Below are 25,318 nucleotides of genomic sequence, written 5' to 3'. Positions count from 1 at the left end.
CTCAGGCCCCCAGTCCGCGCGGCCAGCAGTCCAGCGCCACGCGCAGCCCCGGCTTGGCGTCGTCCAGCGACAGGGTGAAGTGGTGCAGCCGGGCGATGGCGGTGACGATGCTGAGGCCGAGCCCGGAGCCGGGTTCGGTCCGCGTGCGCTGGGCGCGATAGAACCGCTGCAGCACCGCGTCGCGCTCGCCCTCGGGCACGCCTGGGCCATTGTCGAGCACCTCGATCCGCGGCCCCTGCTCGCGCGCCACCAGGCGCAGGCGGACCCGGCCGCCCCGCGGGGTGAACTTCAGCGCATTGTCCACCAGGTTCGAGACCGCCTCGAACAGCAGGGTCGGGTCGGCCGACACCGTCGGCACATCGGCCTGGATGTCGCGCTCGAGGCTGACGCCGCGGTCCTCGGCCAGGGGCTCGTGCAGCTCGATGACGTCGTCGAGCACCTGCTGCAGCCGGACCTGCTCGAAGAAGGCCTGCCGATCGCGGCGCTCGATCTCGCCGATCCGCTGCAGGGCCCGGAAGCGGACCAGGAGGTCGTCGGTCTCGGCCAGGGCCTGGTCGATCATCTCGCGTTCGGCGCCCTCCAGCCGGGTCTCCTGCCGCACCCGGTACAGCAGGGCGCGCAGCCGGTTCAGGGGCGTGCGCAGGTCGTGGGCGACGTTCTCGCCGACGCTCTTGACCTCCCACAGCAGCCGCTCGCTCTCGTCCATCATGGCGTTGGCGAGCCCGGCCAGCATGTCGATCTCGTCTCGCCGGCGGGAGACCGGCAGCCGCACGCCGATCTGGCCTTCCAGCGCCGCGCGGCTCGCCTCGCGCAGGTTCTCGATGCGCCGCAACGGCGGCACGCTGAGCGCGGCGGCCGCCGCCAGCCCGAGCAGCAGGATCGCCGCCCCGCTGATCGCCAGCGCATTGATCAGAATGGCGCGCAGGCCGCTGAGCACCAGGGCGTCGTGGCCGACGAACAGGGTCTCGCCCCACGGCGTCTGAGTCACCAGCGCCCGCGCGCCCGGTTGCAGACCGTGCACGTGGATCTGCCGCGGATTGCCGTCCATCGGCAGTCCCGCCGGCAGGGCGTGGATGTTGCCGGCGATCCAGACGCCGTCCTGCGAGAACAGGCCGTAGTATTCGATGTGCCGCGCGTCGGCGGCCACCGCCTGGCGGATGCGGTCGGGGAGGTGCTCGGGCCCGCCGCCCTCCAGCGCCTCGGCGTGTTCGACGACGATCTGGTTCAGCTGCCGCGCCATGTAGCCGGCGGTCTCCCAATAGATCAGGCCGAGCAAGGCCACCACGGCCAGGGCGAACACCGCCCCGTTCATGAGGGTCAGGCGGAACGGCGTCGTTCTCCAGAGCTCACGCGGGCGCATGCAGGGCGTATCCCGAGCCGCGGATGGTGTGGATCATGGGCGTCAGCCCCGGCCGATCGATCTTGCGTCGCAGGCGTCCGAGGTGGACGTCAATGAGGTTGGTCCCCGGATCGAAGTGATAGCTCCAGATCGCCTCGAAGATCATCGTCCGGGTCAGCACCTGCCCGGCGTTGCGCATCAGGAATTCGAGCAGCTTGTACTCCGTGGGCATCAAGCGGATCTCGGCCCCGGCCCGCCGCGCCGCCCGGCCGATCAGGTCGAGCTCCAGGTCCCCGACCACCAGCGTCAGCTGCGGCGGCGGAGCGTCGCGCCGGCGCAGCAGCACCTCCAGCCGCGCGGCCATCTCCTCCGAGGCGAACGGCTTGGTCATGTAGTCGTCGCCGCCGGCCCGCAGCCCGCGGATGCGCTCGTCCACGTCGCTCAGCGCGCTGATCATCAGGACCGGGATGCCGACCCCGGTGTTGCGCATCACCATGACGATAGCCAGCCCGTCCAGGTGCGGCAGCATCCGGTCGAGGATGACCGCGTCGAACTCTCCGCTCACCGCCCGGATCAGCCCCTCGCGGCCGTCGGCCACCCACTCGACGTCGAACCCGTGTTGCCCCAGTTCGGCGACGATTTCCCGCCCGGTGGTGGGATCGTCTTCGATGGCCAGTATCTTCGGCATGGGGTCCTGGTCGTGGAGCGGGTCGAGGGTCTGGCGCCGCGCCCGAATGCTACCTCAAGATTGCGCAATCATGTCGGCGTCGGCCTTCTGAGCTGGACTCGGCGTCGGCGCGTCCACCTGACATAGTAGCGCAGCTTGGGGGAGAGAGCGGTATCAGGCCGCCGGCAAATCCTCCTGTCCTCGGGAGGGCGCGTCTTGTTCGATCAACTGCTTACGCCGGTCGGCGACAACCTGCTGCTATCCTGCCTGGTGGCCGCGCTGCCCGTCGCCCTGGTGCTGATCCTCCTGGGGATCGCGCGCCGGCCGGCCTGGCAGGCGTCGCTGGGCGGCCTGGTCCTGGCGCTGGCCCTGGCGGTGAGCGTCTGGCGGTTGCCGGGAACCCTGGCGCTGGACAGCGCCGCCGCGGGGGCCGCCTTCGCCCTGTGGCCGATCATGTGGATCGTGTTCAACGCCCTGCTGCTCTACAACCTGGCAGTCGCCTCGGGCCGCTTCGACGCCTTCGCCGCCTGGGTGGTGGAGCACCTGCCCAACGACCGCCGCATCGTGCTGGTGGTGGTCGGCTTCTGCTTCGGCGCGCTGCTGGAAGGCGTGTCGGGCTTCGGCAGCCCGGTGGCGATCACCAGCGCGCTGCTGATCGCGCTCGGCTTCCCGGCGCTGGAGGCCCTGGTCTTCACCCTGATCTTCAACACCGCGCCGGTGGCGTTCGGCGCGCTCGGCGCGCCGGTGACCACGCTGGGCGCCGTCACCCAGCTGCCGCCCGAGATCCTGGGCGCGATGATCGGCCGGCAATTGCCGTTCATCGCCCTGCTGCTGCCCTTCTACGTGGTCGCCATCTACGGCGGACTGAGGTCGGTGCGCGCCTTGTGGCCGGTGCTGCTGGTGGCCGGCGGCAGCTTCGCCATGACCCAGTTCCTGGTCTCCAACCACCTGCAGTACGCCCTCACCGACGTGCTCTCCTCGCTGGTCTCGCTGCTGGTGACTGTGGGCTTCGTGAAGATCTGGCGGCCGAAGCCCGACCCGGAGTTCGCCTTCGTCGCGCCCGCGCCGCCGGTCCGCGAGCGGCCGCTCGCCAACTGGCATGGGTGGACGCCCTGGCTGATCGTCTCTGCGGTGGTGATCGCCTGGACCCTGCTGAAGGTGAACGCCTTCGGCGACACCAAGGTCGCCTGGCCGGGCCTCGACAAGGCGGTGTTCATCACCCTCTACGGCAAGCCCTACGCGGCGGTCTGGGACTTCCAGCCGCTGGCCACGGGCACCGCCATCCTGGTGGCCTCGCTCATCACCGCCGGCCTCTGCGGCGTCGGTCCGCGCGCCTTCCTGCGGGCCGTCGCCGCCAGCTGGGTGCAGGTCCGCCTGGCGGTGCTGACCGTCTCGCTGATCGTGGCGGTGGCCTATGTCATGAACTACTCCGGCATGGCCTACACGCTCGGTCTGGGGGTCGCCTCGGTGGGGCCGATCTTCCCGCTGGTCTCCGCCTTCCTCGGCTGGGTCGCGGTCTTCCTCTCCGGCAGCGACACCTCCGGCAACGCCCTGTTCGGCAACCTGCAGGTGGTCGCCGCCCACCAGCTGAACCTGAGCCCCGTGCTCACCGCCGCCACCAACTCCTCGGGCGGCGTCATGGGCAAGATGATCTCGCCGCAGAACATCAGCACCGGGGCGGCGGTCACCGAGCTGAAGGGGCATGAAGGCGAGATCCTCGCCCGGACCTTCAAGCACAGCATCGCCCTGACCCTGCTGCTCGGCCTGATCGTGCTGGCCCAGCAGCATCTGTTCCCCTGGATGATCCCGCACTGACGCCGCCGACAGCTTCGCATAGGGCGTTCGCAGCAAATGTGATTTGAGCCACGGTGGCGTTCGGGCGCTCATCTCGTCCGCGAGTTCAAAGCTGGCGCGCTCGAACTCACGCCGCTGACGCCGATCATCGGCGTCCAGGTGTCCGGGATCGACCTGCGCCAGCCGCTCGATGCGGCGGTGCTGAGGGATCTGCGCGAGACCTTGCTGGACTGGAACTGAACCCGGAGTCTGCATGATCGACGTCCACTACTTTCCGACCCCGAACGGCAAGAAGGTCACCATCCTGCTGGAGGAGTTGGGCGTCCCCTACACGGTCGTCACCGTGCACATCGGCCGCGGCGACCAGTTCCAGGACGGCTTCCTGAAGATCAGCCCCAACAACCGCATGCCGGCCATCGTGGACCATGCGCCCAAGGGCGGCGGCGCGCCGATCAGCGTCTTCGAGTCCGGCGCGATCATGATGTACCTGGCCGAGAAGGAAGGCCGCTTCTGGCCGCAGGACGACCTGCGGGCGAAGTACGAGGTCGCCCAGTGGGTGATCTGGCAGATGGCCAACCAGGGCCCGAAGTTCGGCGAGCGCGGCCACTTCTCCCGCGTGGCCGAGAGCGAGGGCGACCAGTCCTACGCCCAGCGCCGGTTCAACGACGAGGTCCACCGGCTCTACGGGGTGATGAACAACCGCCTCTACGACCGCCGCTACCTGGCCGGCGATGACTATTCGATCGCCGACATGATCTCGTATCCCTGGACGTCGAGCTATGCGGTCCAGGGCATCGACCTCGACGAATTCAAGCACTTCAAGCGCTGGTTCGAGGAGCTGTCGGAGCGTCCGGCCGTCCAGCGCGGCATGGCGGTCACGGTCGATCCCGGCGAGGACCCGGCCAGCATCACCCCTGAGGAACAGGAGCGCCGCCGCAAGCTGCTCTACAACCAGCGCGCCCGGCCCGCGCCGGTCGGCTAGGCGCTCGCCGGCGCCAGGGCGGCGCGGACCCGCCGCAGGTCGGCGATCACCCTCCGCGCCACCTCGGCCGTCTGGCCGCGCAGGTCCGGCACCGCCAGCGCCTCCCAGACCGCGGCGCGGGTCAGCGGCCCGACGGCGAACAGGCCCGGCGTCGGCGCCCCGCCCTCGCCCACCGCCCGCAGGTCCTCGGTGACGTCGAGCCCCAGCCCCAGCGGGTCGCGGCGTACGGCTCCGCGGCGGCGCAGGTCGGCCAGCAGGCCCGCAGCCGCGGTCTCCGGATCGCCCCGCGGCCCGGTGCAGTTGACCACCGCCGCGAAACCCCGGATCACCGGCACGGTCTCGCCGCGCGGGCGGATCTGCGCCTGGAACCCACCGTCGGTCAGGCTCAGACGGTCGAGCCGGCCGCCCAGCACCTCCAGCTCGGCGGACACCACCAGCCCCGACAGCCGCGCGGCGATCATCGGCGCCATGCGGTGGCGGTGGACGTCCCACCAGGGCCGGGCATGGCGCAGGAACCGCCGCCGCTGCGCCAAGCTCCAGCTGCGCCAGATGTCGGCGGTGAGCGGGCGGATCGAGTCCACCGCCTCGCGCCAGCCGACCTTCTCCGCCTGCACGCGCAGGGTCCGCATGGCCGCTCGCGCGGTGGCGAGCGGGCCTTCCGGCGGCGCGGCGCCTTGCGTCGGCCCGTGGCTGCGCGCGATCAGGCCGTGGCGCGACAGCGCCGTGAGCCGGCGGCCGGGACCGGCCAGGCTGAGCGCCACGTCGACCATGGTCAGGCCCGAGCCGATCAGCAGGATGTCGCCCATGGGCGCGCCGGCCGGGTCGAGCCGCCAGGGATCGGCCACGTAGGCCGGCGAGGCGAGCACCGCCGGCTCAGCGCCCGGCGGCGGCGCCGGCGGCAGCAGGCCGAGCGCCAGCACCACGGCGTCGGCCTCGAAGCTGCGCCCGAGGCTCAGGTCCACCCTCTGGCGCAGGCCGACCGGCGCGATCGCCACCGCCTCGTCGGCTTCCAGCAGCAGCCGCCCGGCGCGGCTCGGGTCGCGCACCTCTTCGCGCAGCAGGCCCTGCAGGTAGTCGCCATAGCGCGAGCGGCTGACGAAGGCGTCGCGCTCGCCGGCGCCGGCTTCGCGGGCCAGCCAGTCCTGGAAATGCGTCGGCTGGTCGGGAAAGGCGCTCATGTTGGAGGCGCGCACGTTCAACAGGTGGTCCGCGTGCGAGGTCTGATAGGCGCGGCCCCGGCCGAACAGCGGCGCGCGCTCCACCAGCCGCACCACCACCTGCGGATCGGCGCGCAGCAGGTGGATGGCGGTGAGCAGGCCGCTGAAGCCGCCGCCGATGACGGCCACGGTCGGCGGCGGCGCGGCGGATTCGGGGTTCATGGAGACGTCCTCCGTCCAAACGCCTACTTAGGTGATAGGAATTAGCTGCGAACTCAATGCAATTTCTCTGGCGCCACCGATAGGCGGGCCCGTGAACCGGCGACCCGACCCGGGAGTTGACGCGACGGCCGCATCCGCGGCGTCCGAGAGAGGAGATCTGCCATGCCTGCCAAGTCCGGCGCTCAACAGAAGGCCGCGGGCGCGGCCTTGTCCGCCAAGCGCGGCGACACGCCGAAGTCCAAGCTGAAAGGCGCATCCAAGCAGATGGCCGGCTCGATGAGCGAGAAGGAGCTGGAGAAGATGGCGTCCACCAAGCGCAAGGGTAAGCCGGAGCACGCCTCGCGCTCCTGATCGGACCCGCGAGCATCGAGACGGGCGGCCGCGGATCCCGCCGCCCGTCTTGCGTCCCCTCCCCGCTTGAGGCCAAGCTGGCGCTCCAAGGGGGACGCCATGTTCAAGATCACCCGCCGCGCGCTGGCCGTAGCGCCCGTAGTGCTAGCCGCGGCGCAGGCCACGGCGAAGCCGGCGCCCGCCGCGCCGGCCTGGCCGGACGCCACCGAGACCGCCGCCCGTATCCGCCGGCGCGAGATCACCGCGGCGGAAGCCGTTGAATCCGCCATCGCCCGGGCCGAGGCGCTCCAGGGCCAGCTGAACTTCATCGTCAATTCCGACTTCGACCGCGCGCTGGCCAAGGCGCGCGCCGGGATGCCGGCCGGGCCGTTCGGCGGCGTGCCCTTCCTGATCAAGGACCTCGACGACTACGTCGGCTTGCCCACCCGCTACGGGTCGAAGTCCGGGCGGTCCAACCCGCCGGCCCGGCGGCAGTCGGCCCACATCGACGCCTTCGACCGGGCCGGCCTGGTGGTGATCGGCAAGTCGGCGACGCCGGAGTACGGCTTCCTGCCCACCACCGAGCCGCTGGCCACCGGCCTCACCCGCAACCCCTGGGACATCGGGCGGTCCTCCGGCGGCTCCTCGGGCGGGGCGGCCGTGGCGGTGGCGGCCGGGGTCGTGCCCTTCGCCCACGCCACCGACGGCGGCGGCTCGATCCGCATCCCGGCCGCCTGTTGCGGCCTGTTCGGCCTCAAGCCCTCGCGCGGGCGGATGGCCGGCACGGCGGGCATGACCAAGGTCTCCGACCTCGACGTGCAGCACTGCGTGACCCGCAGCGTCCGCGACTCCGCCGCCCTGTTCGCCGCCACCGAGGACACCACGCCCGCCGCCCGCTACGCCCCCGTGGGCTTCGTGCCCGGCCCGCCGCGCCGCCGGCTGCGCATCGGCTATCTGATCGAGAACGGCGTCGGCCACGGACCGCAGCCGGAGGTCGCCCGCGCCACCGAGGCCGCCGCCCGGCTGGTCGAGCGCCTCGGCCACCGCCTGGAGCCGACCCACTGGCCGATGGAGGGCGATCAGTTCATCCAGGACTTCCTGCTGCTCTGGGCCTCGGGCGCCAAGGACCTCGCCGACAACATCGGCCGCGCCACCGGCCGCAAGCCCGACACCAGCCTCTTGGAGCCCTTCAGCCTGGGCATGGCGGAGATGGCCGCCAAGGCCGCGCCCGACGCCCTGCCCGCCGCCATCCAGCGCCTGCAGGCCAATGCGCTGGCCTACGACACCTGGTTCCCGGCCAGCCAGTTCGACGTGATCCTGTCGCCGGTGCTGTCCTCGGCCCCGCCGCCGCTGGGCGAGGTCGGCCCCAACGTCGCCTTCGACACCCTGGTGGCGCGGCTGGTCGAGTACGTCGGCTACACGCCGCTGCACAACATCGCCGGCGCGCCGTCGATGAGTGTTCCGCTGTTCTGGACCGAAGGCGGCCTGCCGGTCGGGACCATGTTCTCCGCCCGCGCCGGCAACGAGCGCACCCTGTTCGAACTGGCCTACCAGCTGGAGGCGGCGCAGCCCTGGGCGGGACGGACGCCGCCTGTGCACGCCTAGGTTCCTCCCCCGCTGGGGGAGGGGGACCGCGAAGCGGTGGAGGGGGTCAGCGGTGACCTCGAAGGACCCCCTAGACCGCGCTCAGCCCCTGCGCCTTCGCCGCGGCCTCGCGCACCCGCTCCGGGCCGCCGAGCAGCTGGCGGTTGAGGCCGATACGCTTGAACCAGTAGTGCAGGCCGAGCAGGTCGGTCATGCCGACGCCGCCGTGCACCTCGGTGGAGGTGCGGGCGATGAAGCGGCCGATCTCGGAGAGGTGGGCCTTGGCATGGGCGGCCATCAGCGGCGCCTCGTCGGGGGCATGGTCGAAGGCGTAGGCGGCGTACCAGACCAGGGCGCGGGCCGGTTCGAGCTCGGCGGCCATCTCCGCGCACAGGTGCTTCACCGCCTGGAACGAGCCGATCACCCGCCCGAACTGCCGGCGCTCCTGGGCATAGGCGACCGCCCGGTCCAGCATGGTCTGCGCCGCGCCCAGGGTGTCGGCGGCGAGCATCACCCAGGCGGCGTCCCGCAGCCGCTCCAGCGCCGGGCCGGAGGCCAGCGGCTCAGCCATGGTGTCGCGGAACGTCACTTCCGACAGCCGCCGCGTGGCGTCGATGGTGCTCATGGGCTGAGGCCCCGGCGGCGCTTCGACGAGGTGCAGCCCGCCCACACGGTCGGCGACGACCAGCAGGTCCGCGCCCGGCGCATCGATGACGAACAGCGCCGTGCCGTCGAGCCGCCCGCCCGATGCCTCGACACCCGCGCCATCTCGCGCCCCGGCGATCGGTTCGGAGATCGCCACGCCGGCGGTGGCCTCCCCTGCCGCCAGCTTCGGCAGCCATTTCGCCTGCTGCCCGGCCGAGCCGGCGAGTTTCAGGGCCAGGGGCGCCAGCACGGCGGTCCCGAGGAACGGCGCCGGGGCCACGACCGCGCCCAGCGCCTCCGCCGCCAGCGCCGCCTCAAGCAGGCCAAGCTCCAGCCCGCCGTGCGCCTCGTCGATCAGCAGTCCCGGCAGGCCGAGCTCCGTCAGCCCCGCCCAGACGTCGGGCGCGGTCGCCTCGGCGCCGTCGGCGAAGCGCCGCACCCGCTCCAGCGGCGCGACCTGCTCCAGCGCCCGGCGGAGGCTGTCCTGCAGCAGCGTCTGGTCTTCGGAGAGCGCGAACCGCATGCGCCTACGCCTTCGCCGGGCTGGGTTCGCGCGGCAGGCCGAGCCCGCGCTCGGCGATGATGTTCTTCTGGATCTGGGCCGTGCCGCCGCCGATGATCAGCCCAAGGTCGAACATGTAGTTCCACTGCCAGCGGCCCTTGGCCCGCAGGTGCGGCCCGTCCTGGTAGAGCACGCCCAGCTCGCCCAGGGCGTCGATGGCCAGCGCCGCCAGCTGGTGGTTCAGCTCGCAGCCCTGCAGCTTGACCACCAGCCGCGCCAGCCCCGCCGTCTCGTCGGTCAGGGTCCGCAGGCCGTTGAACTTCATCGCGAAGACCCGGGCCTGCAGTTGCATCAGCCGGTCGCGGAACACCGGGTGGTCGACGATCCGCTGGCCGTCCACGGTCTCGGTCTTCATCAGCTCGATCAGAGCGTTGAGCCTGGCCTCCGTGGCGTTGGGATCGCCCAGCATGCCGCGCTCGTGCTTCAGGGTGGTGTTGGCGACGAACCAGCCGCGCCCGCGTCCGCCGACCACCTGGTCCTTCGGCACCCGCACCTCGGTGAAGAAGACCTCGTTGAACTCCGCCTGGCCGGTCATGGTCTTCAGCGGCCGCACCTCGATGCCAGGCGTGTCCATCGGGATGAGCACATAGGAGATGCCCTCGTGCCTGGGCGCCTGCGGCTCGGTGCGGATCAGGGCGAACATCATCTGGGCGAGGTGCGCCGTGCTGGTCCACAGCTTCGAGCCCGAAATCACGAAGTCGTCGCCGTCCTCGATCGCGCTGGTCTTCAGGCTGGCGAGGTCCGAGCCCGCGTCGGGCTCGGAATAGCCCTGGCACCAGACCACCTCGCCGCGCAGGGTCGGGCCGATCCAGCGCCGCTTCTGCGCTTCGGAGCCGACCTCCAGCAGGGTGGGCACGAGCATGGAGACGCCCTGGTTGGCGATGCCGCGCGGCGCGCCGGCGGCGATGAAGGCCTCGGCGATGATCCGGCCCTTGAGGATGTCGGGCGCCGCGCCATAGCCGCCGTATTCGCGCGGCACGGTGCGGGCGGCGTAGCCCTGCTCGATCAGCAGCCGCTGCCAGGCCAGCGGCTCCCTCGCCGCCCCGCCGGCATAGTCCTCGGCGTGCGCCGCCAGGAAGGCGCGGACCTCCTCGCGGAACGCAGCCAGCTCGGGCGTCAGCGTCAGATCCATGATTTCGCTCCCGAAGCCAGCACAGCGGGTTTGAGCGCGCTGCGCAATGGCGCCCTGGCGTCACTATGAAATCGGATCTCGCGCATTATCTTGGCAGTATCGCCCCCGGAGACCACCCAAGATGCGTCAAACCCTGTTCGCCGCCAGCGCCATGTCCGTGCTCGCCCTGGCCGGTTGCTCCAGCAAGGGCTCCTCCGATCCCTTCGTGGGCTTCGGGCCCAATCCGCCGCTGGCCGCGCCGCACAAGAGCCTGATCCCCACGGTCGGGGTGCCGAAGGTGGTGGGCTGGCCCGCGGGCGCTGCGCCGAAGGCGCCGGCCGGCTTCACGGTGGTGCGCTACGCCGAGGGCCTGGACCACCCGCGCTGGGTCTACGTGCTGCCGAACGGCGACACCCTGGTGGCGGAGTCCGCCGGGGAGCCGAGTACGGCCGACAAGACCAACCAGGGCATCAAGGGCTTCTTCCAGAGGATGCTGATGAAGCAGGTCGGCTCCGCCCGGCCGAGCCCGAACAAGATCATCCTGCTGCGCGACACCAACGGCGATGGCGTCGCCGACACGAAGACGGTGTTCGCCGAGGGCCTCCGGAGCCCGTTCGGCATGACCCTGGTGGGCAACACCCTCTACGTCGCCAACGACAACGGCGTGGTGAAATTCCCCTACGCCGACGGACAGACCCAGGAGCAGGGTCCGGGCGAGAAGGTGTTCGACCTGCCGGGCCCGCCGATCAACCACCACTGGACCAAGAACGTGGTCGCCAGCCCCGATGGCTCCAAGCTCTACGCCACGGTCGGCTCCAACTCGAACGTCGGCGAGAACGGCCTGGCGGCGGAAGCCGGGCGCGCGGCCATCTGGCAGTACGACATCGCCACCGGCCAGGCGCGCGAGTACGCCACCGGCATCCGCAATCCGAACGGCATCGCCTTCGAGCCGACCACCGGCGTCATGTGGACGGTGTCCAACGAGCGCGACGAGATCGGCAACGACCTGCCGCCGGACTTCCTGACCAGCGTCAAGGACGGCGGCTTCTACGGCTGGCCCTACGCCTACTGGGGCCAGCACGCCGACAACCGGGTGAACCCGCAGCGGCCGGACATGGTCGCCAAGGCCATCGCGCCCGACTACGGCCTCGGCCCGCACACCGCCTCGCTGAGCGTGGCCTTCTACACGGCCGACGCCTTCCCGGCGCAGTACAAGGGCGGCGCCTTCATCGGCCAGCACGGCTCGTGGAACCGCAAGCCGCTGAACGGCTACCGGGTGGTCTATGTGCCCTTCGCCGGCGGCCGGCCGCAGATGCCGGCGCAGCTCTTCCTCACCGGCTTCCTCAACGCGGACAACAAGATCCAGGGGCGGCCGGTCGGCGTGGCCGTCGACAGGCGCGGCGCCCTGCTGGTGGCCGACGACGTCGGCGGCATCGTCTGGCGGGTGGCGCCGACCGGCGGCTAGCCGGCCTTGAAGACGCAGAGCTTGTTGCCGTCCGGATCGCGGAAGTAGGCGGCGTAGAAGTTGGCGGTGCGGGGGCCGGGCTGGCCCTCGCACTGCGCGCCGGCGGCCACGGCCGCGGCGTGCGCCGCATCGACCGCCTCGCGGGTGGGCGCCGGCAGGCCGAACATCGCGCCGTTGCCCACGGTCGCCGGCTGCTGGTCATAGGGCTGGCAGATCGCCAGCATTCCCGGGCCCTGGCCGCCGTAGAACTGCATGCGCTCGCCCATGGCGAAGGTGCGCCGCCCGCCGAGCGGCTCCAGCACGGTGTCGTAGAAGGTCTTCGAACGCTCCAGGTCGTTGGAGCCGATGGTGGCGTAGCCGATCATGGTCGTTTCCCCGTGTGGCGAGTGGTCTTGCGCCACCCTACCGAAGCGACGTGCGCGGAAGGCAAGCCCGGCGGCTAGACCCGCCCGGTGACGGGCACGAGGGCGCCGGTCACCGCCCGCGCCTCCTCCGACGCCAGGAACAGGATCACCGCCGCCAGGTCGGCCGGCGCCACCCAGGCGGAGGCGTCCGCCTTCGGCATGTCGGCGCGGTTCGTCGGGGTGTCGAGGATCGAGGGCAGCACGGCGTTGACGGTGACGCCGTCGCCCTTCAGCTCCTCAGCCAGGGCTTCGGTCAGCCGGTGGACGCCGGCCTTCGCGGCCGCATAGGCGCCCATGCCGGTGGCCGCCTTCACGGCGGCGCTGGCCCCGACGTTGACGATCCGGCCGGCGTCGCTGCGCTTGAGGTGCGGGATGGCCGCGCGGCTGGCGTTGGCCGCGGTCTCGACGTTGATCTGGAACATCCGCCGCCAGCTCTCGGCGCTGCCGGCCTCGTGCGTCTCCCAGGTGAAGCCGCCGGCGACATTGACCAGCACGTCGAGGCCGCCGAAGCGCTGGGTCACCGCCTCGATGGCCGCGCCCGCCGCCTCGGCATCGGAGAGGTCGACGCCGCCCAGCGCCAGCACGTCGTCGCCCCCGGCCTGGCCGGCCGCCGGCGCCGTCGCATAGTCGATCATCGCCACCCGCGCGCCCTGCCCCGCCGCAGCCCTGGCCACGGCGGATCCGAGGACGCCGAACGCGCCGGTGATGGCGAAGATGCGGGACATCATCCCCTCCAGGACATCATGGCCGGCCTTGTGCCGGCCATCCATGAACACCGCGCTTCGGGCCCGACCTGCAAGGCCCGTGTGCATGGGTCCCCGGGACAAGCCCGGGGATGACGGCGCGAGAACGACCTAGAGGCGCTCGACGATGGTGACGTTGGCCAGGCCGCCACCTTCGCACATGGTCTGCAGGCCGTAGCGCCCGCCGCGGGCCTTCAGGGCGTGCAGCAGGGTGGTCATCAGCTTGGTGCCCGAGGCGCCCAGCGGGTGGCCGAGCGCGATGGCGCCGCCGTTGACGTTGAGCTTCTCCGGGTCGGCGCCCAGGGTCTGCAGCCAGGCCACCGGCACCGAGGCGAAGGCCTCGTTGACTTCGAAGAGGTCGATGTCGTCCACCGACATGCCGGCCTTCTTCAGCGCCCGTTCGGTGGCCGGAAGCGGCGCTTCCAGCATGATCACCGGGTCGTGGCCGATCACCGACAGGTGGTGGATGCGGGCCATCGGCTCGAGGCCGAGGTCCTTCAGCCCCTTTTCCGAGACGATCATCACGCCCGAGGCGCCGTCGCAGATCTGGCTGGAGGTGGCCGCGGTGATCCGCCCGCCTTCGCGCAGCAGCTTCACCGCCTTCATGCCGTCGAGACTGACGTCGTAGCGGATGCCCTCGTCGCTATCGTGGCGCGCGGCGTTACCCTCAGCGTCCTTGCCGTCGATGGCGACGATCTCGTCCCTGAAGGCGCCGGCCTGGGTCGCGGCGATCGCCCGCTGGTGGGACCGGTAGCCGAACTCGTCCAGCTGGTCCTTCGTCAGCTTGTACTTCTCCGCCATCATCTCGGCGCCCATGAACTGGGAGAACTGGATGTTGGGGTAGCGCTGCTGCATGTTCGGGCTCATCGGCTGGCCGAAGCCCTCCTTGGCCGGCAGGGCCACGGAGAGCCCCATCGGCACCCGGGTCATGCTCTCGACGCCGGCGGCGATCACCACATCCATGGTGCCGCTCATCACCGCCTGGGCGGCGAACTGCAGGGCCTGTTGCGAGGAGCCGCACTGGCGGTCCACCGAGGTGCCGGGCACGCTCTCGGGCAGCTTCGAGGCGAGGATGGCGTTGCGGGCGATGTTGGTGGCCTGCTCGCCCACCTGCATGACGCAGCCCATGACCACGTCCTCGACGATGGCGGGGTCCGCGCCGGTGCGCTCGACCAGCTCGTTCAGCACCACCGCGCCGAGGTCGGCCGGGTGCCAGTCCCGCAGGCGGCCGCCCTTGCGCCCGCCGGCGGTGCGCGTCGCAGCTACGATATAGGCTTCGGCCATGTCCTTCGCTCCCGTTGATTTCGCTGCGCGATCCGCGCCTCGAAACAGATGTATGAGGGCGCCGCAGGGTAAGACAATGGCAGGCGCCGTTAACGTCAACCGGCGGCGAACACCGACTTCAGAATCTGCTCCAGTCCTTTCTGATCCTCGCTGTCGAAGGCCGCCGGGGTCTCAGAATCCACGTCGAACACGGCGATCAGGTGGCCGTTCTCGTCCACCACCGGCACGACGATCTCGCTGACCGAGCGGCTGTCGCAGGCGATGTGGCCGGGGAAGGCGTTGACGTCCTCCACCACCTGGGTCTGGCGGGTGCGCGCGGCCGTGCCGCAGACCCCGCGGCCGAAGGCGATCCGCAGGCACCCCAGCGTGCCCTGGTAGGGGCCGACCACCAGCTCCTCCCGCTTCTCGGGATCGACCACGTAGAAGCCGGTCCAGTAGAAATGCTCGAAGGTGTTGGCCAGCATGGAGGCCACGGTCGCCATCCGGGCGGTCAGGTTGAGCTCGCCCTCCAGCACGGCGGCGATCTCCCCGCCGACGGCGGCGTAACGCTCCGCCTTGGAGCCAGTGAGGACTTTGTCGTTGAAGGGTTCGGCCATGCGGGCGGTGTAGCGGGCCGCACGCCCCGGGTCACGCCGCCTTGCGGCGCCGCGAGGCCTTTTGCTTCACTACCGCGGCGAGATGGCCGACCAGCTTGGCCGCCAGCTCGACGTCGCCCTCCGGGGTGTCCAGCAGGGTGCTGATCGCCTTGAAGTGCAGGTCGAGCACCTGCGGCTCGCAGTGCTCGGGGCCGCCCATGGCGTCGACGTATTCCATCAGCAGGGTCGAGGCCCGGTCGACCATGGCGTCGCGCACCTGGCGGGCGCGGAAGCTGGTGTGCTGCATCACCCGGTAGGTCATCTTCAGCGTGTCGCGATCGACGCCGCCGCGCGCGGTGATCAGGCTGCGCAGGGCGTCGAGCTCGACGCTGATGGTCTCGCGGGTGGCGGTGCGCTCGATGGCGTCGACGACCTCCTCGGGGTCGCTCATCCGGCGCAGGGGACCCGAATAGCTCAGCTCGACGCGACGGCGGCGGTCGGGACCGATGTAGGCCTCGCTGATGATGAAGGAGCGCGGCTTCATCAGCACCAGCTGGATCCGCGACAGCAGCGCGGCCGGGGTGAACGGCTTGATGACGAACTCGTTGACGCCCGCGGTGCGCGCCATCTCCACGTCGGCGGCGCTGCGCCGGCCGGTGACGATGATCACCGGCACCTGCGGGTTGGGGATGCGGCGGTCGGGATGGACGGCGGCCCGGCGGATCGAGCGGGTCAGCTCAAGTCCGCCCATCAGCGGCATGGTCCAGTCGGAGAAGACGATGTCGGGATCCCAGCGGGCCAGCATGGCGCGGGCGCGAACGCCGTCCTCGGCGGTCTCCACCTGGCCGACCCCGCCGGCGTGCAGCACGTCGGCGATCAGCCGCTGGACGTTGGCGTTGTCGTCCACCACGAGCACCTTCAGCGACGCAAGATCGTGCGGCCGCATGTTGGCGCTGGGCAGGATACGAGGGGCCATTAGGTCCAAACTTTTCGCAATCTTGGCCGGGACACTAACCGAGGGTCGTTGAGAAGCCGTTTATGCGCCGCCGAGGGCCAAGCTCCGGCGATCCCGGCCTGGTGGACGCCGCCCCTAGGCGACCTTCGCCGGCGCCGCGGTGGCCTCGCCGAGGGCCGCGGCCAGGGTCAGGGCTTCGAACAGGGCGCAGGCCTCGATCGGCTTGGAGACGTGGGTGTCCATGCCGGCGGCCAGGTAGCGCTCGATCTGGTGGGACATGGCGTTGGCGGTCAGGGCGACGATCGGCGTGCGGGGCCGGCCCATTTCCCGCTCCAGGGCCCGGATGCGGGCTGTGGCCTCGATCCCGTCCATGTCGGGCATCTGCACGTCCATCAGCACCACGTCCCAATGGGCGCCCGCCCAGGCCTGGACGGCGGCGGCGCCATTGTCGACCACCACCGGCTCGACGCCGAGCTGGTGCAGCAGGGTCCGCAACACCAGCTGGTTGACGCTGTTGTCCTCCGCCGCCAGCACCCGCAGCGACAGGCTCTGGCGCGCCTCCGGCGCGGGCGGCGCCCCGGCGCCGGTCGGCCGCTCGTCGCCGATGTGTGCGATCGGCGCGCGCAGGATGAAACGCGAGCCGCGGCCCAGTTCGCTTTCCACGCTCATCTCGCCCCCCATCAGCTGGGCGAGCTCGCGGCAGATGGCGAGCCCCAGGCCGGTGCCGCCGAACCGCCGGGTGGTCGAGGAATCCAGCTGGTCGAACTTGCCGAACAGCCGCGCCAGGCCCTCCGGCGAGATGCCGACGCCGGTGTCGGCCACCGAGATCTCCAGCATGTCGCCGTCGCGCAGGGCGGTGACGCGGATCTCGCCTTCGTCGGTGAACTTCAGGGCGTTGGAGATCAGGTTGTAGAGGATCTGCCGCAACCGGGTGGGATCGCCGAGGTAGCGGCCGCGCGCGGCCTCCACGTTGACGGCGAACGACAGGCCCTTCTTGTTGGCGAGCGCCGTGAAGGCCGAATGCGCCCCGCGCGCCACCTCGGCCAGGTCGAACTCGATGCTCTCCAGATCCAGCTTGCCGGCCTCGACCTTGGACAGGTCGAGGATGTCGTTGAGGATCGCCAGCAGCGCCTCGCCGGACTCGTGAATGACGCCCAGCCGGTCGCGCTGCTTGTCGGTCAGATCGTCGGCGGCCATCGCCTGGGCCATGCCGAGCACGCCGTTCAGCGGCGTGCGGATCTCGTGGCTCATGGTCGCCAGGAAGGTGCTCTTGGCGCGACTGGCGGACTCGGCGGCCAGTTCGCCGGCCTCGGCCCGCAGCCGGGCCAGGCGCAGCGCAGAGCGCGAGCGATCGAGCTGCCGGCGGGACAGATGGAAGAAGTTGGCCACGCTGACCACGGCGGCGGCGACGACCACCAGGGCCGCCGTCTTCAGGCCGCCTGCGCGCACCAGGTCGTAGCCGATGTACGCCAGCGCCGCCGCGTAGGGCGCGCTGAGCAGCCGGAACATGACGAGGTTGGCGTAGTAGTGCAGCAGCACATAGCTCAGCCCGATGAAGGCGGTGACCACGGCGAAGCCATGGGCGAGGTCGCCGCCGCCGCGCCAGATCACCACCACCATCAGCGCCTGCAGGGCGCCGGCCGCCAGGCTGTTGGCGGTCGCGGCGTAGGTGAGCGGCCGGAGCCAGCGGCTTCTGCGGTGGGTGTCCATCGCCGCCGCCAGCCGCGTGCTGACCAGGATGCCGGCGGTCACCGCCAAGCCCCACAGGGCGACGCGGGCCGGGCCGATGTGGAGGGCGGCCACTGCGCCCACGGCGGTGGCGCTCAGCAGCCGTGGCAGCATGTTGCGGGCGGACGCGGCCAGCAGGCTGAAGCCGCTCGGCTTGTCGGCCGGCGTCCGGACGCGCGCGTCGTCGCTGACGGATTGATCCAACAGCGCCTCCCCCCATTATTTCCGGGAAGGTTCGCTGGCTAAGGTTAACCGCCCGTCAAGGCTGTGCGGGGCGAGGCCCGAGCGCGAGATTCGCCGGGCTCGGCCTTTGTGGCCGCCGCGACATCGCCCCGCCGCAAAGATGCTGCACCGCAGCATCGGATGGGATAAACCCCTCGGAGGCGCGCTGGCGCGCTTCATTTGCGGAAGGATCTGGGATGCGCCTGCCTCTGATCGCGCCGGCCGATCTCTCCCCGGAGCAGAGGTCGCTCTACGACGACATGCGCAAGGGCATTGCGGGCAACTTCAACGCGTTCGTCGTCGAGCGGGAAGACGGCGCGCTGATGGGTCCGTGGAATCCCTGGCTGCACGAGCCGGCGATCGGCAAGGCGATCTGGGACCTGACCCTGGCGATGACCGCGAACGCGTCCCTGCCCGACAATATCCGCCAGATCGCCATCCTGGTGGTCGGGGCGCGCTTCGACGCCGCCTATGAGATCTACGCCCACATCGCCGTCGCCGAACGCGAGGGCATGACGCCGGAGCGGCTGGCGACCCTGGTCGCCGACCTGAAGCCCAGCGACCTGGCCCCGGACGAAAGCGTCGCCTTCGACCTCGCCTACGCGTTGAGCCGCGGCGGGACCCTGCCCGAGCCGCTCTACCGGCTGGCGGTGACCACCTTCGGCCAGCACGGCGCAAACGAGCTGATCTATCTGGTGGGCCTCTACGCCCTGGTCTCGACGACCCTCAATGGCTTCAACGTGCCGGTCCCTGAGCGTGAATAGCTCGTCGAAACCCGCCGTGGCGTCGTCGCCAAGGCCGAGCGGGACGCCGTTCGACACGGTCGCCCTCCTGCTGCAGGGCGGCGGAGCGCTGGGCGCCTATCAGGCCGGCGTCTACGAGGCGCTGCTCGAGGCCGGAATCGAGCCGACCTGGATCGCCGGCATCTCCATCGGGGCGATCAACAGCGCCATCATCGCCGGCAACCGCCGCGAGGACCGGGTGGCCCGGCTGCGGGAGTTCTGGGAGCTGGTCAGCGCGCCCGGCGACGGCGGCTGGTCCAATGGCTGGATGGGGCTGCTGAACGGCGATGCGGTGCGCGGCTGGGTCAACCAGCTCGCCGCGGCGCAGATCCTGACCCAAGGCGTTCCCGGCTTCTTCGCCCCCCGCATCCCGCCGCCTTACCTGATGCCGCCGGGCGCCCCGGGGGCCACCAGCTGGTACGACACCGCGGCGCTGCGCCCGACGCTGGAGCGACTCGTCGACTTCGACCGGATCAACGCCAAGGAGATGCGGTTCAGCGTCGGCGCGGTGAACGTCCGCAGCGGCAACTTCGCCTATTTCGACAACTCCACCCACGCCATCGGGCCCGAGCACGTGATGGCCAGCGCCGCGCTGCCGCCGGCCTTCGAGGCGGTCGAGATCGACGGCGAGTCCTACTGGGACGGCGGCCTGGTCTCCAACACGCCGCTGGAGTGGGTGCTCTCGGCGCGCACCGAGCTCGACACCCTGGTGTTCCAGGTCGACCTGTGGAGCGCCCGCGGCGAGGCGCCGCGCGACCTGGCCGAGGTGGCCGTGCGGATGAAGGAGATCCAGTTCTCCAGCCGCACCCGGTCGGCGACCGACGAGTTCCGCCAGCTCCAGCGGTTTCGCGCCGCCTTCAACGCGCTGCTGGCCAAGATGCCGCCGGAGCTTGCGGCGACGCCCGAGGCGCGCCTGCTGGCGCAGGCGTCCGACCCCGCGGTCTACAACATCGTCCAGCTGGTCTATCGCTCGGCCACCTACGAGGGTCAGTCGAAGGACTACGAGTTCTCGCGGCGCACGATGGAAGAGCACTGGCTCGCCGGGCGCACCGACGCGGCGAAGACCCTCAGCCACCCCGAGGTGCTGACCCTGCCCACCGCCGCCCATTCGGTGCAGGTCTACGACTTCGTGACGCCGCGGCGCGTCGCCCTATCCGAGAAGGACCCCTCATGAGCCTGACAGACAAGGTCGCCGTGATCACCGGCGCGGCCAGCGGCATCGGCAAGGAAATCGCCAAGGCCTTCTTCGCGGAGGGCGCCAAGGTGGTCATCGCCGACCTCAACATCGAGGCCGCCGACGCCACCGCCAAGGAGCTCGATCCGAGCGGCGCGCGGGCGATGGGCGTGGCGATGGACGTCACCGACGAGGCGCAGGTCGACGCCGGGATCGAGGCCGTCGCAGCCAGGTTGGGCGGCATCGACGTGCTGGTCTCCAACGCCGGCATCCAGATCGTCGGCCCGATCGAGACCTACAAGTTCAGCGACTGGAAGAAGCTGCTGGCCATCCACCTGGACGGCGCCTTCCTCACCACCCGCGCCTGCCTGCAGCACATGTACGCCCAGGGCCGCGGCGGCTCGGTGATCTACATGGGCTCGGTCCACTCCAAGGAGGCTTCGGTGCTGAAGGCGCCCTACGTCACCGCCAAGCACGGCCTGGAGGGCCTGGCCAAGGTGGTCGCCAAAGAAGGCGCCAAGCACGGTGTCCGCGCCAACGTCATCTGTCCGGGCTTCGTCCGCACGCCGCTGGTGGAGAAGCAGATCCCCGAGCAGGCCCAGGAGCTGGGCATCAGCGAGGAGGACGTGGTCAAGACGGTGATGCTCAAGGACACCGTCGACGGCGAGTTCACGACGGTCGAAGATGTCGCACGCACGGCCGTATTCCTGGCCGGCTTCCCGACCAACGCCCTGACCGGCCAGTCGATCGTCGTCAGCCACGGCTGGTTCATGCAGTGACGCACGCGCTGTCGCCGCCCCGAACGCGAGGGCGGCGATCCGCGCAGGCGCGCCCGCGCCGTGAGCCGGCCGGCGGCCTGGCAGAGGCCAGACATAGACCAGTAAAAACCGCGACTTAGCGGAAACCTGCGCGCCGCAATCCGGCGCACGCCACGCGGGGGTGAACACCCCGGCGGGATTGCGGCTGCCTGTCGCTCCGGCAGGCCCTCCGACGCCCGACGTGCGGGGCCGGGCGGCCGCCCCCTGCCCGGCGGTGAGTCGATGTTTCACCGCTGCGACAGCGTATTTCACGGCCGCGACAAACCGGACGTGCGCCAACTCGCCACAACCTCAATCGTTCGACCGGTCGCTAAGCAACATCCGCCCGCCTTTGAGGGACGGGACATTCGAGTTCGGCATCCAGTCGACGACACGTTCGTCGAACGGAGTTCTATTGGCCGCCGATAGCTTTGAGTGTCTTTCGTTCTACTTGATTGACGGGAGGGGTGGGGGCGTAAATCTGGATACGCCAATTGCAGTACACGGCACAAAACGCGTCATCTTTCATCGCCACTCTCGGAGTCAACACTCACCTTTCCTGGACCGGGACCCAGTACACCAACGCTGCGACGGTCGCGAGCGAGCTGAAGTATCTCGGGCTGTCCAACGTCCGTGACACGATCGACAACAGCACCTCTTACGGCGTGATCAACACGCTGATGTCGCAGGGCATCCACTTCGACCTGTGGACCGACAAGAGCGACATGACCACGTTCCTCAACCAGGCGCACAACCTGGAGGTCGCCCACCCGGGCGGGGTGTTGGCGATCGAAGGCCCGAACGAGGTCGACGGCTGGCCGGTGAGCTGGAACGGCCAGAGCGGCTACGCCGGATCCGACGCCTACCAGAAGTCGCTGTTCAGCAGCGTCAACGCCGACCCGGTGCTGGCCAACAAGCCGGTCTACCTGCTGACCGTCTCCGGCATGACCCCGAGCAAGTACCAGGCGGTCGGCGACATGCACGCCAGCGCCGACTACGGCAACGTCCACATCTACTGGGGCGGCGGCCAGCCGGGCTACGGCTGGAGCCCCAACGACCCGACCTTCTACTGGTCCAACTACCTGAAGTCGGCGGCGATCGACGCCCCCGGCCTGCCGGTGGTGGTCACCGAGGCCGGCGCCACCACCGCGGTCGGCAGCACCACCATCACCGCGGTCGACCAGACCACCCAGGCCAAGCAGCTCCTGAACATGTTCATGGACGCCGCCAAGAGCGGCGTGGCGAAGACCTTCATCTATGAGCTGGCGGAGAGCCACAACGCCGGCCCCACCGACGCCGAGAGCCATTTCGGCCTCTACAACTGGGACGGCACCCCCAAGCTCGCGGCCACCGCGATCCACAACTTCACCACCATCCTCACCGACGGCTCGGCGAGCGGCGCCTTCGCCACCGGCACGCTGGACTACGCCATCCAGGGCGTCCCCCAGTGGGGCGGCCAGATGCTGTTCCAGGAGGGCAACGGCGCCAAGGACATCGTCGTCTGGGCCGAGCCGGACATCTGGAACGAGAACACCAACACCGAGATCGCGGCCCCCAACACCCCGGTCACTATCGACCTGGCGACCGCCGCCAACGTCACGATCTACGACCCGATGAAGGGCACGGCCCCGGTGCAGTCGCTCGGGACCACCAGCCACATCACCTTCAACGTCACCGACCACCCGCTGATCGTCGAGGTGACGCCGGTCGGCGGCTCCACCAGCCCGGCGCCGACACCCACGCCGACGCCGACGCCGACGCCCACGCCGACGCCGACCCCCGCCCCGACGGGCTCGGCGCCGGCCGCGCCGTCCGCCCCCGATCTCACGGCGGCGAGCGACCTGGGACGGTCCAGCACGGACAACATCACCAGCAAGGCTGCGCCGACCTTCACCGGCACCGCTCAGGCCGGCTCGACGGTGAAGCTGTACGACGGGACCACCCAGGTGGGGACGGCGACGACGGACGCCACCGGTCACTGGACGGCGACCAGCTCGACCCTGACCGACGGCGCGCACACGCTGACGGCCAAGGCCGTCACCGCCGCCGGGACCAGCGTCGCGTCCGGCGGGCTGGCGGTGACCATCGACACCCATGCGCCGTCCGCCCCGACGACGCCGGACATGACGGCGGCCTCCGACAACGGCGCATCGAGCACCGACAACGCGACCTCGATCACCACCCCCACCTTCGTCGGCACGGTCGCCTCGGCGCCCAACGCGCAGGTGACGCTGTTCGACGGGTCGACCCAGATCGGCTCGGCGACGGTGAACAGCGCTGGCGCCTGGAGCATCACCAGCTCCGCCCTGACAACCGGAACCCATTCGATCACCGCCACGGCGACGGATGTGGCCGGCAACGTCAGCGCCCTGTCGGGGCCCCTGTCGGTCTCCATCGCCTCCGGCGCCGCCAGCGCGCTCGGCAAGCAGATCTGGGGGACCAGCGGCAACGACTCGCTGATCGGGACGGCCGGCGCCGACACGATGAACGCCGGCATCGGCAACGACACCTACAATGGAGGCGCCGGCGACGACCAGCTCACCGGCTGGCGTGGCGCTGACACCTTCATCTTCCAGCCGGGCTCCGGGCACGACACCGTCACCGACTTCAGCCATGCGGAGCACGACAAGCTCGTGTTCCAAGGCTACGGCGGCGGCAGCCTGAACTTCCAGGACACGGCCAAGGGCATGGTGGTGTCCGACGTCCAGGGCGACACTGTGCTGCTCCAGGGCGTCCACAGCCTCGCCAAAAGCGACTGGCTGTTCAGCTAGGATACGCGAGGAGGCGGCGCCGGAAACGGCGCCGCCTCATCTACGGCTCAGGCTCTTTCGATCGAGTGGGGCTGGCCTATCCGCTCGCGAGCGGCGAAGACCACGCTTAAAGAGCCTGGCATGACGAATCTCCTCCTACCGATCTTCCGGCCGCACGGCGGCGTGCGCGTCGTCGATACGGCCTGGGTGGCTTGAGCGAGCCTGTGGCAGCCTGCGTCTACGGCGCGCCCCCGCCGGCGCTGGCGACGGCCCCCGCGGGCGCGCGGCAGGTCTCCCCCCTCGTTCCGGGCGCTGATGCCCTTGAGACATTGGCGCCGGGCAGCCTGTCCGCCGCCGTGATCGCCGCCCCCCCGGGCACGCTCGAGCGCCGCTACGCCCTGGCTCTGGCGCTACGCGCCCTGAAGCCGGGCTCGCCGCTGACCGCCTTGGCGCCCAAGGACAAGGGCGGTTCGCGCCTGCGTAAGGAATTGGAGGCGTTCGGCTGCCGGGTCCAAGAGGTGGGGCGCCAGCACCAGCGCATCTGCCATGCCTCGCGTCCGGACGCGCCTGTGGGGCTCGAGGCGGCGATCGCTGCGGGCGGACCGCAGAGGCTCGAGGCCCCCGGCTTATGGACCCAGCCGGGGGTGTTCAGCTGGGATCGCGAGGATCTCGGCAGCCAGCTGCTGATCGCCGCGCTCCCGGCCCTGAGCGGCCGCGGCGCCGACCTGGGTTGTGGGATCGGCGTGTTGGCCGCAGCCGTGCTGTCCAGCCCGGCGGTCACCCGCCTGGATCTCGTAGACCTGGACCGCCGGGCGCTGGACGCCGCCCGCCGCAATTTGGCGGACCCCAGGGCTGTCTTCCATTGGGCCGACGTGCGCGGCGGTCCGGACTTTGCGGGGCCGGACCCTGCAGGTCTGGATTTCGTGGTGATGAACCCCCCCTTCCACGAGCGTGGGCTCGAGGACAAGGCGCTGGGTCAGGCCTTCATCCGCCGCAGCCACCAGATGCTCCGGCCCGGCGGGGTGCTGTGGCTGGTGGCCAACCGGCACCTTCCTTACGAGGCCGAGCTCGCCGCACAATTCGGCCGCGTCACGCCGAAGGGCGAGGGCCAGGGCTTCAAGATCTACGAGGCGCGGCGATGAGCGCGACGATGCGGCTCGACCGACTGCTGGCGAACATGGGCTACGGCTCCCGCCGCGAGGTCCAGCAACTGGTTCGCCGCGGATCTGTCGTGCTTGACGGGGCGGTGTTGGCCGACGCCGAGATGCGGCTGGCGGTCACGCCGGACCTCGCAGCGCGGATGCAGGTGGATGGCGCGGCCCTCGACCCGCCGCCCGGCATGGCGCTCATGCTGCACAAGCCGCTGGGGGTGACCTGTTCCCACAAGGAAGCCGGGCCGCTGGTTTACGACCTCTTGCCGGGCCGCTGGCGGACGCGCGAGCCGGCCATCTCCACGGTGGGCCGGCTCGACAAGGACACCTCCGGCCTGCTCCTGCTCACGGACGACGGCGGGTTGCTGCATCGGATCATCTCGCCGAAACGGCATGTGTCGAAGCGGTACCTGGCCAGCCTCGCGCGGCCGCTCGAAGGGCACGAGGCCGAGCGGTTCGCCTCGGGCGAGCTGATGCTGGAAGGCGAGGACAAGCCTCTGCTGCCCGCGCGGCTGGAGCCGCTGTCCGAACGCCAGGCCTGGCTGACCATCAGCGAAGGCCGCTACCACCAGGTGCGGCGCATGTTCGCGGCCGTGGGCAACCACGTGGAGGCCCTGCATCGCGACCGGATCGGCGGCCTCGACCTGCCTTCGGACCTTGCACCGGGAGTTTTTCGGCTGATGGGGCCGGACGACATCGCCGCCGTGTTTGCGCCAGCCGCAGGGTGAGATCCTCGCCGCGGCGGATCTCAAAACGAGCTTCGCTGGTGGGCCCGGCAGGACTCGAACCTGCAACCAGACCGTTATGAGCGGCCGGCTCTAACCATTGAGCTACAGGCCCCAGCAGCGACGCCGCCCTGCGCGGTTACCATGGGCTGCACGGGGCTTAAAGCTTG

Annotated in this window: 22 protein-coding genes and 1 tRNA gene; 11 read left to right on the top strand and 12 right to left on the bottom strand. The window is 70.6% G+C overall.

Going from position 1 to position 25,318, the window contains the following annotated elements; genetic code table 11:
- Position 1: 1 nt before the first annotated feature.
- Positions 2–1,360 carry a sensor histidine kinase gene (locus DJ021_RS12415; protein ID WP_133255001.1) on the bottom strand — a complete coding sequence of 453 codons (1,359 nt, stop codon included), beginning with the start codon at positions 1,358–1,360 and terminating at the stop codon, positions 2–4.
- A complete protein-coding gene (locus DJ021_RS12410; RefSeq protein ID WP_111457841.1) occupies positions 1,347–2,027 on the bottom strand; it encodes a response regulator transcription factor in 681 nt (226 codons plus the stop codon). Before DJ021_RS12410 ends, DJ021_RS12415 begins: the two co-directional genes overlap by 14 nt.
- Positions 2,028–2,222: 195 nt before the next feature.
- On the opposite strand from DJ021_RS12410, the gene DJ021_RS12405 reads away from it, so the two are divergent.
- Positions 2,223–3,821, top strand: coding sequence for an L-lactate permease (locus tag DJ021_RS12405; RefSeq protein WP_111457840.1), 1,599 nt, complete (start codon positions 2,223–2,225; stop codon positions 3,819–3,821).
- 232 nt (positions 3,822–4,053) lie between these two features.
- Complete coding sequence (locus DJ021_RS12400) at positions 4,054–4,782, top strand: glutathione binding-like protein (protein ID WP_111457839.1); 729 nt, start codon at positions 4,054–4,056, stop codon at positions 4,780–4,782.
- On the opposite strand, the gene DJ021_RS12395 is transcribed toward DJ021_RS12400, so the two are convergent.
- Positions 4,779–6,161 (bottom strand): FAD/NAD(P)-binding protein, encoded by a 1,383-nt coding sequence (locus tag DJ021_RS12395; protein ID WP_111457838.1) that lies wholly within the window; start codon positions 6,159–6,161, stop codon positions 4,779–4,781. The genes DJ021_RS12400 and DJ021_RS12395 overlap by 4 nt on opposite strands.
- A gap of 162 nt (positions 6,162–6,323) precedes the next feature.
- On the opposite strand from DJ021_RS12395, the gene DJ021_RS12390 reads away from it, so the two are divergent.
- Both DJ021_RS12390 and DJ021_RS12385 read left to right on the top strand, forming a co-directional pair.
- Complete coding sequence (locus DJ021_RS12390; RefSeq protein WP_111457837.1) at positions 6,324–6,512, top strand: DUF3008 family protein; 189 nt, start codon at positions 6,324–6,326, stop codon at positions 6,510–6,512.
- A 99-nt stretch (positions 6,513–6,611) separates the two neighbouring features.
- Entirely contained in the window at positions 6,612–8,096 is a 1,485-nt protein-coding gene (locus DJ021_RS12385) for an amidase (RefSeq protein WP_111457836.1), read from the top strand.
- Positions 8,097–8,166: 70 nt separating this feature from the next.
- On the opposite strand, the gene DJ021_RS12380 is transcribed toward DJ021_RS12385, so the two are convergent.
- The gene (locus DJ021_RS12380) at positions 8,167–9,243 is read right to left on the bottom strand and encodes an acyl-CoA dehydrogenase family protein (RefSeq protein ID WP_111457835.1); all 1,077 of its coding nucleotides are present in this window, start codon (positions 9,241–9,243) and stop codon (positions 8,167–8,169) included.
- A 4-nt stretch (positions 9,244–9,247) separates the two neighbouring features.
- Positions 9,248–10,414, bottom strand: a complete 1,167-nt coding sequence (locus tag DJ021_RS12375; RefSeq protein ID WP_111457834.1) for an acyl-CoA dehydrogenase family protein — start codon at positions 10,412–10,414, stop codon at positions 9,248–9,250.
- A gap of 121 nt (positions 10,415–10,535) precedes the next feature.
- On the opposite strand from DJ021_RS12375, the gene DJ021_RS12370 reads away from it, so the two are divergent.
- The gene (locus DJ021_RS12370) at positions 10,536–11,858 is read left to right on the top strand and encodes a PQQ-dependent sugar dehydrogenase (protein WP_111457833.1); all 1,323 of its coding nucleotides are present in this window, start codon (positions 10,536–10,538) and stop codon (positions 11,856–11,858) included.
- Here the strand turns inward: DJ021_RS12370 and DJ021_RS12365 are convergent.
- The 6 genes from DJ021_RS12365 to DJ021_RS12340 all read right to left on the bottom strand — a co-directional run bounded on the left by DJ021_RS12365 (position 11,855) and on the right by DJ021_RS12340 (position 17,751).
- Complete coding sequence (locus DJ021_RS12365) at positions 11,855–12,223, bottom strand: VOC family protein (RefSeq protein WP_111457832.1); 369 nt, start codon at positions 12,221–12,223, stop codon at positions 11,855–11,857. The genes DJ021_RS12370 and DJ021_RS12365 overlap by 4 nt on opposite strands.
- Before the next feature lie 74 nt (positions 12,224–12,297).
- Complete coding sequence (locus DJ021_RS12360; RefSeq protein WP_481374180.1) at positions 12,298–12,987, bottom strand: SDR family NAD(P)-dependent oxidoreductase; 690 nt, start codon at positions 12,985–12,987, stop codon at positions 12,298–12,300.
- A 129-nt stretch (positions 12,988–13,116) separates the two neighbouring features.
- On the bottom strand, positions 13,117–14,289 hold the full coding sequence (locus DJ021_RS12355; RefSeq protein WP_111457831.1) for an acetyl-CoA C-acetyltransferase: 1,173 nt from the start codon (positions 14,287–14,289) through the stop codon (positions 13,117–13,119).
- Positions 14,290–14,384: 95 nt separating this feature from the next.
- Positions 14,385–14,885: a GAF domain-containing protein gene (locus DJ021_RS12350; RefSeq protein ID WP_111457830.1), complete on the bottom strand. Its 501-nt coding sequence runs from the start codon at positions 14,883–14,885 to the stop codon at positions 14,385–14,387.
- A gap of 31 nt (positions 14,886–14,916) precedes the next feature.
- Complete coding sequence (locus DJ021_RS12345; RefSeq protein WP_111457829.1) at positions 14,917–15,840, bottom strand: response regulator; 924 nt, start codon at positions 15,838–15,840, stop codon at positions 14,917–14,919.
- A gap of 114 nt (positions 15,841–15,954) precedes the next feature.
- Positions 15,955–17,751, bottom strand: a complete 1,797-nt coding sequence (locus tag DJ021_RS12340) for an ATP-binding protein (RefSeq protein WP_243625991.1) — start codon at positions 17,749–17,751, stop codon at positions 15,955–15,957.
- Positions 17,752–17,966: 215 nt separating this feature from the next.
- On the opposite strand from DJ021_RS12340, the gene DJ021_RS12335 reads away from it, so the two are divergent.
- The 6 genes from DJ021_RS12335 (at position 17,967) to DJ021_RS12310 (ending at position 25,151) form a co-directional block, all read left to right on the top strand.
- Entirely contained in the window at positions 17,967–18,533 is a 567-nt protein-coding gene (locus DJ021_RS12335) for a carboxymuconolactone decarboxylase family protein (protein ID WP_111457828.1), read from the top strand.
- Positions 18,534–18,549: 16 nt separating this feature from the next.
- On the top strand, positions 18,550–19,725 hold the full coding sequence (locus DJ021_RS12330) for a patatin-like phospholipase family protein (RefSeq protein WP_243625988.1): 1,176 nt from the start codon (positions 18,550–18,552) through the stop codon (positions 19,723–19,725).
- A complete protein-coding gene (locus DJ021_RS12325; RefSeq protein ID WP_111457826.1) occupies positions 19,722–20,504 on the top strand; it encodes a 3-hydroxybutyrate dehydrogenase in 783 nt (260 codons plus the stop codon). The genes DJ021_RS12330 and DJ021_RS12325 overlap by 4 nt, the downstream gene beginning before the upstream one ends.
- Positions 20,505–21,016: 512 nt before the next feature.
- Entirely contained in the window at positions 21,017–23,293 is a 2,277-nt protein-coding gene (locus tag DJ021_RS12320; RefSeq protein ID WP_133255000.1) for an Ig-like domain-containing protein, read from the top strand.
- A 308-nt stretch (positions 23,294–23,601) separates the two neighbouring features.
- On the top strand, positions 23,602–24,414 hold the full coding sequence (locus tag DJ021_RS12315; RefSeq protein ID WP_243625986.1) for a class I SAM-dependent methyltransferase: 813 nt from the start codon (positions 23,602–23,604) through the stop codon (positions 24,412–24,414).
- An 8-nt stretch (positions 24,415–24,422) separates the two neighbouring features.
- Complete coding sequence (locus DJ021_RS12310) at positions 24,423–25,151, top strand: pseudouridine synthase (RefSeq protein ID WP_424443817.1); 729 nt, start codon at positions 24,423–24,425, stop codon at positions 25,149–25,151.
- 36 nt (positions 25,152–25,187) lie between these two features.
- Here DJ021_RS12310 and DJ021_RS12305 read toward each other — a convergent pair.
- A tRNA-Ile gene (locus DJ021_RS12305) sits at positions 25,188–25,263 on the bottom strand.
- Positions 25,264–25,318 lie beyond the last annotated feature (55 nt).

This window comes from Phenylobacterium hankyongense, from assembly GCF_003254505.1.
Lineage (GTDB): Bacteria > Pseudomonadota > Alphaproteobacteria > Caulobacterales > Caulobacteraceae > Phenylobacterium > Phenylobacterium hankyongense.
The sequence above is the reverse complement of the archived record's forward strand: the minus strand, read 5'-3'. Positions and strand labels throughout refer to the sequence as shown.